Origin of the sequence: Actinoplanes sp. SE50/110, from assembly GCF_900119315.1 — a bacterium.
Classification (GTDB): domain Bacteria; phylum Actinomycetota; class Actinomycetes; order Mycobacteriales; family Micromonosporaceae; genus Actinoplanes.
Genome location: NZ_LT827010.1, coordinates 3,765,832 through 3,781,529, shown reverse-complemented (window position 1 = coordinate 3,781,529; position 15,698 = coordinate 3,765,832). Strand labels below are relative to the sequence as shown.

General features: G+C 67.2%; 16 protein-coding genes. 11 read left to right on the top strand and 5 right to left on the bottom strand.

Going from position 1 to position 15,698, the window contains the following annotated elements; all coding sequences use genetic code 11:
* Positions 1-12: 12 nt before the first annotated feature.
* The 7 genes from ACSP50_RS16695 (at position 13) to ACSP50_RS16670 (ending at position 8,740) form a co-directional block, all read left to right on the top strand.
* The gene (locus ACSP50_RS16695) at positions 13-1,506 is read left to right on the top strand and encodes a GGDEF domain-containing protein (protein ID WP_052311598.1); all 1,494 of its coding nucleotides are present in this window, start codon (positions 13-15) and stop codon (positions 1,504-1,506) included.
* 363 nt (positions 1,507-1,869) lie between these two features.
* Positions 1,870-3,180, top strand: coding sequence for a diguanylate cyclase domain-containing protein (locus ACSP50_RS16690; protein WP_014690408.1), 1,311 nt, complete (start codon positions 1,870-1,872; stop codon positions 3,178-3,180).
* A 200-nt stretch (positions 3,181-3,380) separates the two neighbouring features.
* Positions 3,381-5,111 carry an Ig domain-containing protein gene (locus tag ACSP50_RS16685; protein ID WP_014690407.1) on the top strand — a complete coding sequence of 577 codons (1,731 nt, stop codon included), beginning with the start codon at positions 3,381-3,383 and terminating at the stop codon, positions 5,109-5,111.
* On the top strand, positions 5,108-5,764 hold the full coding sequence (locus ACSP50_RS16680; protein ID WP_014690406.1) for a type II secretion system protein J: 657 nt from the start codon (positions 5,108-5,110) through the stop codon (positions 5,762-5,764). The genes ACSP50_RS16685 and ACSP50_RS16680 overlap by 4 nt, the downstream gene beginning before the upstream one ends.
* Positions 5,761-7,251, top strand: coding sequence for a ricin-type beta-trefoil lectin domain protein (locus ACSP50_RS16675; RefSeq protein ID WP_014690405.1), 1,491 nt, complete (start codon positions 5,761-5,763; stop codon positions 7,249-7,251). The genes ACSP50_RS16680 and ACSP50_RS16675 overlap by 4 nt, the downstream gene beginning before the upstream one ends.
* Before the next feature lie 91 nt (positions 7,252-7,342).
* The gene (locus ACSP50_RS41930; protein ID WP_155123520.1) at positions 7,343-7,543 is read left to right on the top strand and encodes a hypothetical protein; all 201 of its coding nucleotides are present in this window, start codon (positions 7,343-7,345) and stop codon (positions 7,541-7,543) included.
* 498 nt (positions 7,544-8,041) lie between these two features.
* A complete protein-coding gene (locus tag ACSP50_RS16670) occupies positions 8,042-8,740 on the top strand; it encodes an LPXTG cell wall anchor domain-containing protein (protein ID WP_080127862.1) in 699 nt (232 codons plus the stop codon).
* A gap of 304 nt (positions 8,741-9,044) precedes the next feature.
* On the opposite strand, the gene ACSP50_RS16665 is transcribed toward ACSP50_RS16670, so the two are convergent.
* The 4 genes from ACSP50_RS16665 to ACSP50_RS16650 all read right to left on the bottom strand — a co-directional run bounded on the left by ACSP50_RS16665 (position 9,045) and on the right by ACSP50_RS16650 (position 11,530).
* Positions 9,045-9,680, bottom strand: coding sequence for a DUF305 domain-containing protein (locus ACSP50_RS16665; protein WP_014690403.1), 636 nt, complete (start codon positions 9,678-9,680; stop codon positions 9,045-9,047).
* A gap of 130 nt (positions 9,681-9,810) precedes the next feature.
* Positions 9,811-10,482 (bottom strand): DUF305 domain-containing protein, encoded by a 672-nt coding sequence (locus ACSP50_RS16660; RefSeq protein ID WP_014690402.1) that lies wholly within the window; start codon positions 10,480-10,482, stop codon positions 9,811-9,813.
* A gap of 89 nt (positions 10,483-10,571) precedes the next feature.
* The gene (locus ACSP50_RS16655) at positions 10,572-11,021 is read right to left on the bottom strand and encodes a DUF6153 family protein (RefSeq protein ID WP_155123519.1); all 450 of its coding nucleotides are present in this window, start codon (positions 11,019-11,021) and stop codon (positions 10,572-10,574) included.
* A gap of 287 nt (positions 11,022-11,308) precedes the next feature.
* Positions 11,309-11,530: a hypothetical protein gene (locus ACSP50_RS16650; protein ID WP_014690400.1), complete on the bottom strand. Its 222-nt coding sequence runs from the start codon at positions 11,528-11,530 to the stop codon at positions 11,309-11,311.
* 18 nt (positions 11,531-11,548) lie between these two features.
* Here ACSP50_RS16650 and ACSP50_RS16645 point away from each other — a divergent pair, with 18 nt between their 5' ends.
* From ACSP50_RS16645 to ACSP50_RS16635, 3 genes are all read left to right on the top strand, one after another.
* Positions 11,549-11,947, top strand: a complete 399-nt coding sequence (locus ACSP50_RS16645; RefSeq protein ID WP_043511556.1) for a hypothetical protein — start codon at positions 11,549-11,551, stop codon at positions 11,945-11,947.
* 111 nt (positions 11,948-12,058) lie between these two features.
* Positions 12,059-12,256 (top strand): hypothetical protein, encoded by a 198-nt coding sequence (locus tag ACSP50_RS16640; RefSeq protein WP_043511553.1) that lies wholly within the window; start codon positions 12,059-12,061, stop codon positions 12,254-12,256.
* Positions 12,257-12,676: 420 nt separating this feature from the next.
* A complete protein-coding gene (locus ACSP50_RS16635) occupies positions 12,677-13,126 on the top strand; it encodes a PleD family two-component system response regulator (RefSeq protein ID WP_014690397.1) in 450 nt (149 codons plus the stop codon).
* Between the two features lie 77 nt (positions 13,127-13,203).
* Here the strand turns inward: ACSP50_RS16635 and ACSP50_RS16630 are convergent, their stop codons facing one another.
* Positions 13,204-13,983: a response regulator gene (locus ACSP50_RS16630; RefSeq protein ID WP_014690396.1), complete on the bottom strand. Its 780-nt coding sequence runs from the start codon at positions 13,981-13,983 to the stop codon at positions 13,204-13,206.
* A gap of 95 nt (positions 13,984-14,078) precedes the next feature.
* Here ACSP50_RS16630 and ACSP50_RS16625 point away from each other — a divergent pair, with 95 nt between their 5' ends.
* Positions 14,079-15,665, top strand: a complete 1,587-nt coding sequence (locus ACSP50_RS16625; RefSeq protein WP_014690395.1) for a GGDEF domain-containing protein — start codon at positions 14,079-14,081, stop codon at positions 15,663-15,665.
* Positions 15,666-15,698 lie beyond the last annotated feature (33 nt).

The window sequence follows — 15,698 nt, the reverse complement described above, 5'->3', positions numbered from 1 at the left end:
GGTGTCGCGGGTATGACCGCGATCTGGGTGGCCTTCCTGGGTGCGACCCTCGCCAGCTCGCCGGGAGACCTGGTGAGGTACGTCCTCGACGACGGGGTCTACCCGCTGGGCGTCGTCGTTGCCGCGGTGATGTCACTGTTCGCCCTACGCCGGGGGCCGCGCGAACGCCGCCAATGGTGGGCGTTGACGCTCGCCGGCAACGTCGCGTGGGCGACGGCGGACGGATACTGGTGCTGGAACGACGCCTGGCAGCACCCGGTCGACGGGGTGTCGATCGGGGACGCGTTGCTGATCCTGTCGTACCTGCTGCAGCTGATCGCGATCGGAGGGGCGTTCGCCGGCAGCGGCGGCTTGCGTCAGTGGCGTGGCCAGCTCGACGGCGCGCTGGTGGCGACCGCGGTCGGACTCGCCGGTTGGCAGCTGATGGTGAGCCCGCGGCTGCACACCGGGCTGACCGCCAACTCGGTCGTGCTGGCCGTCTACCCGTTGCTGGACGTGGCGTTCTTCATGGTGTTCGTCTCGGTCGGCCTGTCCGGCCGGCGCCGGCTCCCGCTGCCCGTGCTGCTCGTCGTGATCGGCAACCTCTGGTCGGTGCTGGGCGACCTCGCCGTCGCGGTGGCGGGCCTGCGCAACCTGACTCTCGACGACGGCCTGGTCAAAGCCGTGTACCTCCCGATGATCCTGCTGATGATCCTCGGTGCGACCATCGACGCCCGCCGGTCCACCGCCGAGCAGGCAGTGGAGCGCTCGCTCGCCTACGACCCGGGCAACGTGCCCGTGCTGGTCGCCGTGGCCGGCGTCCTGCTGTGGGCGGGCCGGGATGCGCTCGCCGGTCGGATCGGGGCGGCCGCGCTGATCGCCTCCGCCACCATGATCATCGGCTTGACGGTCCGCAGCCATCTGACCCTGCGCGACCACCGGCGGGTCGCTCGCGAACTCGACGCCGCCCTCGCCGAACAGCGGCGACTGGCCATCACCGACGGCCTGACCGGAATCTACAACCGCCGGTTCGGCGAGGAGCTGCTGCAACTGGAGTCCGAACGGGCCGTTCGCGAGGCCGGATCCGTGTCCATCGTGCTGGTGGACCTCGACCATTTCAAGTCGGTGAACGACACCTACGGCCACGAAGCCGGCGACGCGGTGCTCATCCAGAGCACGGTCCGGTTCAACGCCGTCCTGCGCTCGACGGACGTGCTGATCAGGTGGGGCGGTGAGGAGTTCCTCGCCGTCCTCCCGGGGATGGACGGGCACGAGGCGGCCGAGGTCGGCGAGCGACTCCGCAGGGTGCTCAGCGACCGTCCGCTGCAGTTGCCCTCCGGACAGCGGATCGGCGCCACCGCCTCCTTCGGCATCGCCTCCGTCACCACGGCCACCTTCCCGCCGGAGGCCGTGCTGCAAGCCGCCGACGAAGCCCTGTACGCGGCCAAGACCGCCGGTCGCAACCGGGTCGTCCGGGCCGGCGCCGCGGCCGGACAGCCCGACCTCAGCGCATGTCCGGCCGCTTGAGGTTCGGTGCCGACCGCGTGCTTCCCGGTATTGGATGTAGGAGTGAAGAATCGTGGCATCGGCGGCTCAGTGCAGCCGCAGTGCAGTGCCACAGCGCCGCCTCAAGTCTCGGTCCGGACCGGACAATGGTCCGGTTTTCATCGGTTGTCCGGCCCGAGCCCGACCTCGGCGGGTATGTGCGATGTCGGCGGATGGGAGACCGATCGGTGCATCTCTCAGCTGAAGGTCGCAGTTGCCGATCACGTTGCCTGAGGGTCGCACGCGTGAGGCCGGCGTTTCGTCCGCGCGTCTGCCGAGCCGTACCGACTTTCTCGTGGTGGCCGTGGAGATGACGGCTCTCGCCGCAGACAGGGGAAGGGACCTATGAAGTCGTTCCTGATGCGCACCACCCTGACGAAGGCGCACCAGATCAGCTTGGCGATCATCGTTGGCCTGCTGGTGGTGCCGACTGTCGTGTCCGGCTGGCAACTGTGGTCGGCCACGAAGAAGATCGACTATGTGGCGCAGGTCGGCGTCCCCGGAGCGCACCTCATCGGCAGTATCGACGGGCTGATGAACAAATACCGCAAGGAGCAGTGGCAATACCTGGCGCTTCACCCCGGCGATCCGCAGCTGGCGGAGTGCACGGACTCGATGACCGACGAGAAAGCTGAGATGCTGGGGCTGTTCGCCGCCTACCGCCAGCTGCCTCTGCAACAGCGAGGTCGTGAGGAACTGGCCACCTTCCAAGCGGACTGGCGCGACTACGTGGATGTCACCGCCAACGAATTGACACTGGCGGACAGCGGTCAATACCAGGCGGCCATCGACACCTTCAATACCGGTCACGGTCAAGCAAAATGGGACAGCTTGAAGAAGGACCTCGCGGCATGGCGCGCCAACGATGTTGCCGTGGCCTCCGCCTACCGCGCCACGGCCAGACAATGGGCGCGGTGGAGTGTGGCGGCGATCGTGGTTCTGCTGACGGCGGCGCTGTTACTCACCATAAAGGTGAGCCGTCTGTTGAAGACGCGGCTCACGCGGGGTCTGCGCCGGCTCAGCGCGGCCGCGGGCGGTATCGCGGCCGGCGAGGTCGACCAGCAGATCGAGGTCGACGCGGACGATGAGATCGCCGAGGTGGCCCGGGCCTTCGCCGACATGGTCACCTACCTACGCGGGGTGGTGAACACGATGCAGGACCAGGCGCAGCAGCTGGCGACCATGGCGCATCACGATGCCCTGACCGGCCTGCCGAACCGGCGCGCATGGGATCTTGCCATCGCCGACGGCCTGAAGGCGGCACATCGCTCGGGCGCGCAACTCTGTGTAGCGGTGATAGACATCGACCACTTCAAGTCGTACAACGACACCCACGGTCATCCTGCCGGCGACGCGCTACTGAGAACAGCGGCGAAGGCGTGGCGGGCCGTGCTGCACCCATCGCACCTGCTCGCCCGCTATGGCGGCGAAGAGTTCACGATCATGACCAGCAATGCCACGGTCGACCAGGTCGTTGCGATCGTCGCGAGGCTGCGTACGGCGACACCGTCCGGTCAGACGTTCTCGGCGGGGATCGCGGTGTGGGACGGCTCAGAAACCGGGGAACAGTTGGTACGTCGTGCCGACGATGCCCTGTATCGCGCCAAGCACGCCGGCCGGGACCAGGCGCAGGTTGCCGAGCTGGCGACGCGGTGATGACGGCCACCACCTGGGGAGATCGGGAAGTGCCCCGAGCCCAATGACGATATGCATCAGCCTGCCGGACGACCCTGTCGCCGGCTGAAACCGAACGGAAACTAAACCTAAGATCGACTAGCGCCCGGCCGACGTACGCGGGTGTGTCTGATCCGCAGGTAGCACCCAGCGATTCTGGCTTCACCCTGATCGAGGTCTTGGTGTCGCTGGCAGTGATCAGCACGCTGGCAGCGGCCTTGTCGCCGTTTCTGGTGCGTTCGATGGCGGTGGTCAAGGAGCAGCGTGAGCGCGAGGTCGCGGTGCAACTCGCTGATGACGCCATGGAACGGGTGTCGGCGCTGACCGGCGCCGCCGCGCTCACCGGCCGTGGATACGCCGCCGCCAGAACGCAGTGGGACGCGGCGACCTCGTCCAGCACCCCTGCCTCGTACGCCGCAGCCGTCGGTCCCTACCTGCAGTCGATGAGCCTGGGCAATCCCTTGGACGTGAGCGACCCCGCCAAGGCGCCTTGGCTGGCCTGGGATCTGGACCTGCCGGTCTCGGCGACCGCGGGGGCGTCGGCGGGGCTGCCCACCGCCGTGATCAACGCTCCAGTGAACGGCTTGAGCTTCCAGGAGAACTACTACCTGGGCATGTGCCGTCAACAGTTCGGCACCGGAGGAAGCTGCGACAATCCCGATACGCCTGACCCGGACATCACCCGCGCCGACGTGCCCCTGCTGCGCGTGGTCATCGCGGTGACCTGGACGAACCACTCGTGTGCCGGCGGCATCTGCACCTACGTCACATCCGGACTGGTGAGTGACGTCCAGGATCCCACGTACAACCTCAACCGGCCGGCGCCGACAGCGAACGACCCCGGCCCGCAGGTCAGTTACGCCAAGCTGGCGATAACCGGGCTGCAGCTCAGCGCCACGGGTGGTCAGCTGCCGCTGGCCTGGTCGTTCACCGGCCTGCCACCCGGCCTGACCGGCTCCGCCACCGGCCTGGTCACCGGTACGCCCACCGACCCGGGAACCGGCAAGACGTACCCGGTGACCGCGACCGTGACCGACCAGTTGGGCCGGTCCAGCAGCGTGACGTTCTCCTGGACGATCGTGCCGGCACCGGTGGTGGCCAACCCCGGCAACCAGTCGACGCAGACGGGCACCGCGACGTCACTGACCATGGCGGCGACCGGCGGGGCGAACCCGATCACCTGGTCGGCCACCGGCCTGCCCGCCGGGCTCAGCATCAATGCCGGCACCGGGATCATCTCGGGGACGCCGACGGCGACCAGCCGCCTCGACGCCACGGTCACCGTGACAGCGACCGACAAAATGGGCCGGTCGACCTCGGTGAGCTTCACGTGGACCGTGACCGCGCTGGCTCTGGCGCCCATCGCGACACGCACCGACAGCATCCGTGACTCGGTCAACTTCACCGTACCGCGACCGACGGGCGGAACCGGCCCGTACACGTACCGGATGGTCAACTACCCCGGCGACTACTCCGGCGAGATCTCGATCAACCCGTCCACCGGCGTGATCTCCGGCAAGGTGTGGTACGCCAACCGCTTCTTCACCACCGTCTACGTCAAGGACGCCACCGGCACCGAGGTGTCCACCACCTTCCTGTGGAATGTGCTGCCGAGCCAGCCCAACGACCTGTACATCACCGTCCCGAATCCCAGCAACCCCGATCAGACGAGCAAGGTGGGGCAGCCGCTGGAACTCGATGCGTACGCGCCGAGCGGCAGCAACAGCGGCTACGACTGGGTCACCTACACCACCGGGCTGCCGCCGGGACTCTCGATCGCCACGAAGAACTACTACTACGGTGCCATCACCGGCACGCCGACCACGCCGGGCGTCTACCGGGTGACCCTGGTCTGCCAGGACGCGAACTACAAGAGGGCCGTCGTGATGTTCGACTGGACGGTGACGCCATGATCCGCCGCCAGATCTGCAGCCGGATGGGCGACGACAGCGGCACCTCGCTGATTGAGGTGATGGTCGCCATGGGTGTGATGAGCGTCGTCATGGCGATCTTCACCGGCGGCGTGATCCAGTTCTACCGCTCGGCGGACGCGGCGGAAGAGACCGGGATCACCCAGACACAGCTACGGCTCGCGTTCCAAACCCTCGATCGTGAAGTGCGCTACGCCAACGGGATCAGCTTGCCCGCCACCGCCGCGATCAATGGCGCCTGGTACGTGGAGTTCTCCGGCATCGACCCGGCCGGCGCCCAGGTCTGCCGGCAACTCCGACTGGACGCCGGCGGGGTACTGCAGGAGCTGACCTGGACGCCGGGCTCGCCGCCGGCCGCCGGAACCCGCGGCCGGACCCTCGCCTCCGGCCTGATGTCGCCCGGCGGCAGCGTGCCGGCGCCGTTCGACCGGCAGGCGGCCGGCTCGACACCGTACGCGTCGGCGTCCACCTCAGCGACGGGCACTGCCTTCTCCCCCGACTTGCAGCGCCTGCGGGTGCGGCTGACCACCCGGGCCGGGTCGACCACCTCCGTCACCGACGTGACGTTCACGGCCCTCAACACCTCGCGTGACACCGCAGATCCCAACATCTGTCTCGAAGGACGCCCCTCATGATCCAGCTCCGAGGCGACGACCGCGGGTCGATGCCGCTGGCCATGCTGCTCAGCATCGTCGGTGTCACACTCAGCACGCTGGTCGGCACGGTGGCGGTCAGCCAGATCACCGAGGCCCGCACCAGCTCGGATCGCGCTCAGGCGCTCATCGCCGCCCAGGCCGGCATCACCGTGGCGACGGGCCAGTTCCGGGCGGCCACCGACAGCACGGGAACCGGGGATCCGGCCCGTCTGCCCGCCGGACCGCTGGCCGGCAACGTCGGACCGAACGGCGGCGGGCGCTACCAGGTGACCATCGCCTACCGCGACCTGGACGGCAACCCGCTCACCGTGCCGCTCAACGCCCAGCCCGCGACGGCAGTGGTCGTCTCCACCGGCATCCAGGCCGCCACCGGGGCCTTCCAGCAGGGCACCAACGGAACCCGGACGCTGCAGGCCACATACGCTTTCCGACTCTCGAACCAGAACATCCCGGGCGGCCAGATCCACGTCCGGAGTTCCGCCGCCGATCTGTGCCTGGACGCCGGCTCCGCGCAGCCCGTGGCCGGCACCCCGGTACAGATGCGAAGCTGCTCCGGCGTCCCGGCCCCGCAGATCTGGGCGTACAACAGCGACCTCACGATCTCGCTGGTCTCCTCCCGCACCGGCATCAACCCGCTCGGCATGTGTCTGGACGCAGGATCACCGCATACCGCCGGTGCACAGGTGAAGATGCAGAAGTGCACCGCTACCAGCCCACCGCCACCTCAACAGCAGTGGAGCACGAACGACTCGGCCAACATCATGGGCACCAGCAACGGATCAACGTTGGACAACTACTGCTTCAACGTGCAGAGTCCGGATTTCGCCGGCAGCTTCGTCGTGCTGTCCAACACCAAGTGCAACGGCAACTACGACAACGTACAGACATTCCAGCCCGATCCCGCCGTCGGCGCCGGCGCGGCCGGACCGGCCACCAGGCAGCTGGTCAACTATCGGCAATTCGGGCGCTGCCTGGACGTGACCAATCAGAACGTCGCCTCGACCTATCTGATCGCGTGGCCATGCAAACAGGCGCCGAACCCCGCGAACATCAGCTGGAACCAGAAATGGACCCTGCCGCCCGCCGTCAACGGCGCACACACGGCCACCGGTCGCATCTACACCACCCTCAACGGCACCGAATACTGCCTCCGCAGCCCCGGCGTCACCAGCGGCGCATATCCCACCATGACGACGTGTACGAGCACGTCCTCCACCGCCGATCAGACCTGGACCGTCTACGGCAACACCGGCAGCTACACGGCGAGCTATCAGATCGTCGACAACGCCGGCCTCTGTCTGGCCCCGGCAGACCCTACGGCGTACCCGACCGAGGTGTTGCCGTACACCGGGCCAACAGTGAGCCGCATCGTCCTTCGCACCTGCGACGGCTCCGCCTGGCAGAAGTGGAACGCCCCACCAGACGTGTCCAAACCCTCACCACTCAAACAAATCACCGAGCGTTAGCATCGGTCTCCGTGCCGCACTTCATCGGAGTCGGCTCAAATCATCGCCAAGAGACTTGCCGAAGATTTCCTGACGTCGACCGCTGAGTACGGTGGACCTCCTCGGCGGCGATGATCAAAGCGGCGCCGAGAGAGCCCTTGAACCGTGCCAAAAACGCAAAGGCCTCGGCGGACAGCCGCATCGAAACATAAACCTCAATCTGCCCTTCCGGCTGGCAGAGATGGCTGTTTCATGCAATGCAGCGGGGATCATCGCTCGCATGTGGAAGATCACCGACTACGCCGTTTCCTGACTGCCAGTGGACTCCACAACCGGCGCGGGCAGTGGCGAGCGGGAAAGTGATCGACGTGCACACCCATGGGCCTCACTTGACGTCCCAGTTACCGCTGACTGCCTGGGTGCTCATGGCACGGGATTTGGACTGTTCGTCGTCAACTCCGGCGAGCGAATCCTGCCGCGGCACCGGTGATTGCGGCCCGGAATCGCCGCGGCAGGGAACTCGCATAGTTGCCGGTTGCATGCTCGACGAGACTGATGGTGGCGGCAACGACGGATACGTCAGTCGATTCTCCCAGGGGTGACTGGGGCGCCTCGACGGGTTAACGTCCAGCAGTATCTGCGCATCCTTTCCGGACATGTCCGATTGGCAGTCTCAGATGTTTACGCCGAAAGAGTGTGACAAGCCGCTCACGCAGCGACACATTCGGCCGCTTATTTGAATTTGGCCCGTTCGGTTGATCCGCACCGATGCAACGGATGTTGATGATGTGGCGTTCCTGGTCTCCCCTCCATGAAGGCCATAACTATGCAGCTGAACCACATTGTTCGCGGCGCGGCAAGCATCGCCCTCGGTGTCTCTGTCGCGCTGGCTCTGACCGCGCCCGCGTGGGCCGGCCGCTCGAAGGACCCGGCCGGCGCCAACGGCACAGTGAAGATCGACGCAGTTCCGTTCGATCCTAAGATCAGTAATAATCCGCACGTAACGTGCGAGTTCCGCGTGAAGTTCTTCAACTTCGACACCAACGAGCATGGCAACATCGTCTTCACCGCGCAGCCGCCGAGCGGCAAGGGTACCGAGCTGCTGCGTCAGAACAATGTGTTGCTCAGCGACGACGCGGCAAAGGGCGGCGCGCCGGATCCCGACGAGATCTACACGTACTCCGCCGGCGACCTGAAACTGGACGGGTTGAAGCTGCAGCCCAAGCAGGGCTACCACATCAAGCTCACGGTTGAGCGGATCGGCGCACCGGGCGCCGGCAAGCACAAGGTGTTCTGGCTCCAGCCGTGCGCCAGCCAGAATGGCGGTGGATCGAGCTCGACGCCGGCCTCGGCACCGTCCTCTTCGTCGTCGAATCCGGTACCTGCCGGCAACGAGAGCGCGCTGCCCATCACCGGCTCCGCGGCCAGCACGGTCGCGGCTGTCGGCCTGGTCCTGATCGGCAGCGGCGCGGCGCTCACCATACGGCGCCGGCGCAAGTTCACCGCCTGATCAGGCCTGATACGTCGGCGGGCTCTCTGCAGACTGCAGAGAGCCCGCCGCGATGAACGTGTGGTCCCCGCAACACGCCGGCCAGGATCTACGACGACCGTCAACGCCCAGGCACAGATGCCGGCATCCGCGTGATGACAAAGAGGCCCGGCACAAAGGGCAAGCCTTACCTTTACGGCGCTGTCGGTCAAAACGGTTTGACTGTTCCGGTCTCACCCCCGTAAATCCACAAGAAGACGATCGGCAGGAGGCTGGCTGGCCACCTCACGCAGCTGTCAGCGTTTCGGCGTGCACCGGCCGACGGCTACAGGCTGGCGCGGATCTGCTTCATCGCGGTGATCTGCGCCTGCTGGTCGGTAATGATCTTCTGGGCCAGGGTCCTGGCGTCGGTGTTGACGCCTTGCGCGAGTTCCTGCTCGGCCATCGTGACGGCACCCTGATGGTGTTTGACCATGACCCCGAGGAACTGCTTGTCCCACGGGGCGCCTTTGGCGTTCATCAGTGCCGTCATGTCGAGTTCGTCGATGCCGGCCATGTCACCGTGCTCCATGCCCTCCCCCGCGTCGCTGCCGGCGCTGGGCATGGGCTTGCCCCAGGCGCGCAGCCACCGGTTCATGGTGTCGATCTCGGGTTGCTGAGCGGCTTTGATCGCCGTGGCGAGCTGCGTGACGCGGGGATCACCGGCGTGGCCGGCGGCCAGGGCGGCCATGGTGATGGCCGACCGGTGGTGCGGGATCATCTGCTGCACGAAGGTGATGTCGGCGGCGTTGAACGCCGCGGTCGACGCCCCGGTCGTGGCCGGGCTGCTTTCCGGGGCGCCGGCCGGGCCGGCGGTGGTGGTGTCGCTGCATGCGGACAGCAGGGCAGCGGCGCAGGCGGCGGCGCCGGCGAGCAGGGCTCGGCGCCAGCGGTTCGAGGGCGGCACTGAAGTGGACGTCATGGTGTTGTGGAACAACCTTCCCAGCGAAGCGCGGACAGACAGCAAGAGCGTTCGTGTTGGCCGCCGGCGAGGCCCGGTGCTGCGCATGCCGCACAGCACCGGGCGTCAGACCGTGACCCGTTCGGCGTGATCAGCCTTTGCTGAGCAGGCCCTTCATAGTGGTGATCTCCGCCTGCTGCGCGGCGATGATCTTCTCGGCGAGGGCTTTGGCGCCAGCGTTGGAACCCTGCGCGACTTCCTGCTCGGCCATGCTGACGGCACCTTCGTGGTGGCTGATCATCATGGTGAGGAACTGCTTGTCAAACGCGGCACCCTTGGCCTTGCCCAGCGCGCCCATATCGGCCGGCGACATAGCGCCGGGCATCGCGCCGTGGTCCATGCCGGGCATGGCCGAAGCGTCCATCCCCGGCATGCCGGACGAGCTCATCGGCATCGGGTGGCCCCACGCGCTCAGCCACTGCGTCATGGTGTCGATCTCGGGCTGCTGAGCGGCTTTGATCTTTGCGGCTAGATCTTTGACCTCGCTGCTGGCGGCACGGCCGTCGGCCAGTGCGGCCATCTCCACCGCCTGCTGGTGGTGCGGGATCATCATGCTCGCGAACATGACGTCGGCGTCGTTGAACGTCGCCGTCGCCGCCGCGGAAGCGGTCGTGGTCGTCGGCATGCCGCCGTGATTCATGCCGGAATCCGACGAGGTGTCGTTCCCGCCGCAGGCCGAGAGCACGAGCGTGGCGGTCACGGCGGCGCCGGCCAGCAGGCCCCGGCGCCAGGTGGGGGAAGACAGCATGGAGGTACGCAACATCGCGGTATTGACCTTTCGAACAGACAACAGGTGCAGGCGCAAGCGCCCCACGGCCCGGCACAGGGTGCCGTGGCTGCGGGGTGGGGCTCCTAAATGCGCAGCACCGCTGCCGAAGCGAGGGTCAATCCGGTACCGGTGGGTGGCGGCGCCCGGCTGGCACGCCGCTGCGACGCGCCGAGGCCTCCCGGAAAGAGGCCGGGGCGGGCGACGGCCAGCAGCATCATCGCCAGCAGGATGACCACGGCGAGACCGCCCAGCACGGCCAGGCACACACTCCACGCGCCGTGGCCGTGATCGTGGTCGCCGGGGCAATGATCATCCGGGCATTCCCCGGACATGGCGGCGGCCACGAACGCCACCACCGGCACGCTCACCACCGCAGACATCGCGGTCATCGACACCGGGCCACGATCCTGGACACGGACGCCGGCATGGCCCAGGGTGTGCATCACCGCCAAGCCGAACACGGTGCACAACAACAGCACCGTCCGGGCTCCACGCCCGATCCCTGCCGCGGTTGCGCCGATCACGGCGCCCACGATAGCGCGCACTCCGGTGCCCGTCAGGGGCGACGCGGATCAGAAGCCGGCGGCCTGTCGGCGGCGGTGACCCCATGGGTCAGGCCGGGCGGGGTCCACCAGCGTGATCCGGCACCGCGGCGTAGCCGTGTGGCCGCAAACCAACTGGCAATATCTGGTTACCGCGAGCGGCACCGCTCACGCGGGCCGGCTATCGGGTCGCGGGCGCGGTCGGGAACCGAACCACAAAGTCGCAGCGCAGCAAGTCCGATCGGCGCGGACACGGGATCGCTGACGGCCGGCACCTTTCAATCCAGGTCACTGTACTCCTGCAGGAGCGCAGTGATCTCCTGAGCGGCCGCGTTCAGTTCGGCCAGGTGCTCGGGGGTGAACTGGTGAGGTTCGGTGCGCAGGATGCAGTGCGCGCCGATGATCTGGCTGCGGACGGTGAGGGGCGCGGTGGCAGGCCGATGACCCTCACCCGCCGGTTCACCGATGCACTCGGAGCCGCCCGGCCCCGTGTCGGCCACCGCCGTATGGCAGCTGGCGTGCTGCTCGCAACCGCCATCCTGCAGGCGGTCAGTCCTTTGTTCGTGGGTTTCGACCAGGGCGAGGCCAACGATCCTGTCCTTGTGCCACCCGGCCCGTTCTTCGGGATCTGGGGAGTCGTCATCGCAGGATCTGTCGCCCACGCGGTGTGGGGACTGGCCGACCGGCGGTCCGCCGTGGATCCGTACCGTTCGGTGCAGCTGCCGCTGTCCCTGGTGCACGTACTGGTCGCCGCCTGGCTCCTGGCGGCCGAGCACGCGCCTTGGGCGACTCTGCCGATCTTCGCCATCATGGTGGCCGTCCTCGTCGCCTGTCTGCGCGCCGTGCTAGCGAGTTCCGAGATACCGCGGGCCACCCGCTGGCTGCTCGGCGGGACCGTGGGAATCTACGCCGGGTAAAGCAGCGCCGCCGTCTAGATCAACGCGGTCACCCTCCTTCCCCCGGGTCTGGTCAACGCCACGACACTCGGAACTCTGTTGCAGGCCAGCGCCATCGCCGCGGCAGCCGCAATGAGTTGCATCATCATCGGATTCATCGGCGGATGGCCGCCGTACGTTGCTGCCGCGGCCTGGGCCCTCACCGGAGTGACCCTCAGCGGAGTCCGGTTCCACACACCGGCCATCTGGGCCACGGCCGCAGTCGGGCTGCTTGCCGTCGCCCTCACCACCCAGCGCTCGATCAAGAGCGGGCACCGTCCCGGTACCTGACCGACGCCTGTCCCGTGAGCCGCTGCGGGCGTCGGCGACCGTCACCGCCCCTACGGTCATGTCGATCGACAACTGCACCGAGCTTGCAACCGCAGGCGGCTACGTGCCGGATCGGGCGCGCCGATGAAGCCGAGCAGGAAGCGATTGCGTGCACGATCGGAGGTCCTCATGCCGCCACCACCCGTCCGTACAGTGCGTCAGGCTGGCCGTCCCATGAGACCTGGACGTAGGTCGGCGACAACCGGCGGTAGCTGGTTGGCGACTCCGTCCAGGGCGCCGAGCAGCGCGTGATCGCCGGTGAGCAGTCTGGGCTCCGCGCCGGCCGGCCGCGAGTCGATCAGCTTCCGCCCGGCCACAGGCTCGATATCACCGTCTGAGACGCCTGGTTCACGATCAGGATCTAATTCCGGGAGACCTTTGATGGATCAGCCCTTGGTCGTCGTCGCCGAAGACGACCGCGACGTTCGTGACTTACTCACCTTCTTCTTGGAGAAAGCCGGATACCGCACCATCGGCGCCCATGACGGCGCTACCGCCGCGCGGCTGCTGACGACTACGCGACCTGCAGCGCTTATCACCGACGTTCACATGCCGGACATGAACGGGATGGATCTGTGCCGGCTGGCCCGGCGCACCTTCGCCACGCAGGACATCCCCATCATCATGTTCTCGGCCAACACTCACCAGCACGACATGCAGGCCGGCATAACCGCCGGAGCCGACAGCTACCTACCCAAGCCGCTGTCTCCGAGCGCAGTCGTTTCTCGGCTGGACGAGCTGCTGTCGGCCGGGGGTTTACGCCGGCGTGACGACGTCCCGGCGCACACCCGCGCCGCCGTCGGAGGCGTTTTCACTCTGGCCGGAAGCTAGCCACTTGTGGAGGCGCCGGCGCGCGGAGCATCGATCATCCGTTCCTGACCGCCCCGTCGCGTATCAGCGCTCGGCGGTCAACGAGAGCCGTGTGCTTTGCGCCGAGGCTGTGGTGCTCTGCGCCGAGGCGTAGCAATTTTGCGTCGAGGCCACCGCATACCCTGGTCCGGCGCGCGGTCCTGTGCGGATGCGCCATGCGGGTGGCATTTTTCGTTCTGACTACCGGTCGGCTTCGACGTGGCGCATTGACAATCTTCGTTGACCACTTCGGCAATGCCGGCTGCCACGTGGCGGATGGTGTTCACGAGCAGATCGGAGCTGTACGGCTTGGTCAGGAACGGAGCACGGGTGTCGAGTCGGTAGCTGCGGGTCGCCAGGTCTGCAGGTATGCCCGAGAGGTAAACCGTCCGTATGCGCGGCCGTAGGACGGTGATCAAGTTGGTCAGCTCGCCGCCAGACGCGCCGGGAAGGTGAACGTCGGTCAGGAGGACGTGGATCGGGCCGGTGTGGGCTCCGCAGGCGGCCACGGCTTCGGCTGCGTTCGCGGCGCATATCACCTGCATGCCGTGTGACGTGAGCTGCGCCGCGGTGATCTCCCGATTGTCGGGGTCGTCTTCCACCAGCAGCACGACCAGGCGCGATGCAGGCGCGGTCTTGGCCCTGCGACGGCGAAGCGTTTTGCCCACGGGTTGAGCCGATTCTGATAGTCCGGTCAAAGGCTGCGACGAACGTTTACGGTGCTCAAGCGTAATCCCGGCATCCGCGTCATGGGCCTGATTGCTGTCGCCCTGCGCCGAGGAGGAATAGGTCCTACCGAAGTCGCGGCCGCCAGCTTGAGCTTTGACGGCCAGACGCATGCTGCCGCGCGGGGCTCCGCGGTCAGAGCGCTAAAGAAGATCTACTCGTTGCCGATTCGCCAGGAGGTGACGCGCGCCTGAGCCAAGGAGGAGGCATGGCCCCGACCCCGGCGTTGCCGGTTCCCATCACGCACATCGGGCCGCTGCGGCACCTGGCAGTACATCCCCACCGGCTCTACTCACTTGGCCGGTTCGACGAGGCGCTCACGGTCGTCGAAAAGAACAGGTGGATCGCCGAGGCGCTGGGTGACTCGGATACGGCACGCAGCGTCCTGCAGACCCGGCTGTACGTGTTGACTGAACTGGGCCGTCTCGCCGAGGCGGAAACCCTTGGCTGGCACCTACTGGATCACGCCGCCTCCCGGGTGGCTCAGGCAAAGGCCAGCGCCGATCTCGCCGACGTGCTCGTACGAATGGGCCGCCTCGAGGAGGGATTGCACCTGCTCGCCGCGGCCCTGAACATCCTGGAGGGGTGTCCGCGGGACTGGCGCTATTTTGCCGCGATGTCCTCCGTCGTGGAAGCGGCTCGCTGGGCGGATCTGTACGAACTGTCCGACGCGGCAGCCGTCGCGGACCCACGGTGGCTTTCCGCCGATCCCATCCTGGACGGCCAGCGCGCCGAGATGCTTCTGGAATGGGCTCTGCGGCTGGAGCACGTAGGTTGCCAGGATGAGGCGACCGCCCGCTATCAGTCGGTGATCGCGTTGACCCGGCCGTGGGTCGACCCCGGGACCACGACCGGCCCTGATGCGGATCGCGCCTTGGTCTCCGCTGTGCTGGCATGTGCGCTGGCCAAGACCGGCGCGATCGCTGAAGCCATCGAGTTGGCGGAAGCGGTGATCCCTGTTCTGCGTTCTGAGGGACGCTTGTTCGATGCTCGACTGGCGCATCTGGCCTACGGCGTTGCCCTTCGCAACCGCGGTGAGTACGAGGCCGCCACCCGAGAGCTGATCGCCGCTGAGCAGTCGTGTGCTGGTTCTGGTACCAGTGCTGGTGCGCCGCGGCATCGACTGATTTTCCAATTCGAGTTGGCCCTGGTCGACTTGGAGGCCGAGCCCGGCTCGGCGAGCGGACGCCTGCTCTCCGCCCTGCGGGGGCATGCCGAGCAACTCTGGCGGCTGCGGATGGACCGGGTCGCGATGCTGCGCCAGGCCCGCCATCGGCTGCGGCTTGAGGCCGCTCACGCCTCGGCGGACGCCGCCGCGCAGACCGATCCGCTGACCGGCCTGGCGAATCGGCGCGGGTTCGACCGACGACTCGCGACGGTGGACACCGATCCACAGGCGGCAACTGACCCCCTGTGCCTGCTACTGGTCGACCTGGACAACTTCAAGCAGATCAATGACGGCTTCTCGCACGCGATCGGCGACGCTGTCCTACAGGAGATCGGGCATGTTCTGCGAAGCCAGAGCCGGGCGTGTGATCTGCCTGCCCGATTCGGTGGGGACGAGTTCGGGGTGATCTTCGCAGCCGACCCGGAGACGAGTGTCCGGATCGGGGCGCGGATGTGCACGGCGATCAGGAACCACGACTGGCAGCGGATAGCCCCGGGTCTCCGGGTGACCGTGAGCATGGGTCTGGCACCGTTGCAGCCCGGCATGAGCAGCAAGGAGCTGTTCGCTGCCGCCGACGATCGCCTTTATCAGGCTAAACGAGGTGGCCGGGACCGGCTTGCATCCTAGCCCTTGGGGCACTCTCCACCGATGGGCGTGACC

What these genes read in the sequence shown, in the direction of transcription:
- ACSP50_RS16695 (WP_052311598.1), top strand. Translation starts at nt 13, where the DNA reads ATGACCGCGATCTGGGTGGCCTTCCTGGGTGCGACCCTCGCCAGCTCG.
- ACSP50_RS16640 (WP_043511553.1), top strand. Translation starts at nt 12,059, where the DNA reads ATGAGTTGCATCATCATCGGATTCATCGGCGGATGGCCGCCGTACGTT.
- ACSP50_RS16625 (WP_014690395.1), top strand. Translation starts at nt 14,079, where the DNA reads ATGGCCCCGACCCCGGCGTTGCCGGTTCCCATCACGCACATCGGGCCG.
- ACSP50_RS16635 (WP_014690397.1), top strand. Translation starts at nt 12,677, where the DNA reads ATGGATCAGCCCTTGGTCGTCGTCGCCGAAGACGACCGCGACGTTCGT.
- ACSP50_RS16665 (WP_014690403.1), bottom strand. Translation starts at nt 9,680, where the DNA reads ATGACGTCCACTTCAGTGCCGCCCTCGAACCGCTGGCGCCGAGCCCTG.
- ACSP50_RS16670 (WP_080127862.1), top strand. Translation starts at nt 8,042, where the DNA reads ATGAAGGCCATAACTATGCAGCTGAACCACATTGTTCGCGGCGCGGCA.
- ACSP50_RS16675 (WP_014690405.1), top strand. Translation starts at nt 5,761, where the DNA reads ATGATCCAGCTCCGAGGCGACGACCGCGGGTCGATGCCGCTGGCCATG.
- ACSP50_RS16690 (WP_014690408.1), top strand. Translation starts at nt 1,870, where the DNA reads ATGAAGTCGTTCCTGATGCGCACCACCCTGACGAAGGCGCACCAGATC.
- ACSP50_RS16630 (WP_014690396.1), bottom strand. Translation starts at nt 13,983, where the DNA reads ATGCGTCTGGCCGTCAAAGCTCAAGCTGGCGGCCGCGACTTCGGTAGG.
- ACSP50_RS16660 (WP_014690402.1), bottom strand. Translation starts at nt 10,482, where the DNA reads ATGTTGCGTACCTCCATGCTGTCTTCCCCCACCTGGCGCCGGGGCCTG.
- ACSP50_RS16680 (WP_014690406.1), top strand. Translation starts at nt 5,108, where the DNA reads ATGATCCGCCGCCAGATCTGCAGCCGGATGGGCGACGACAGCGGCACC.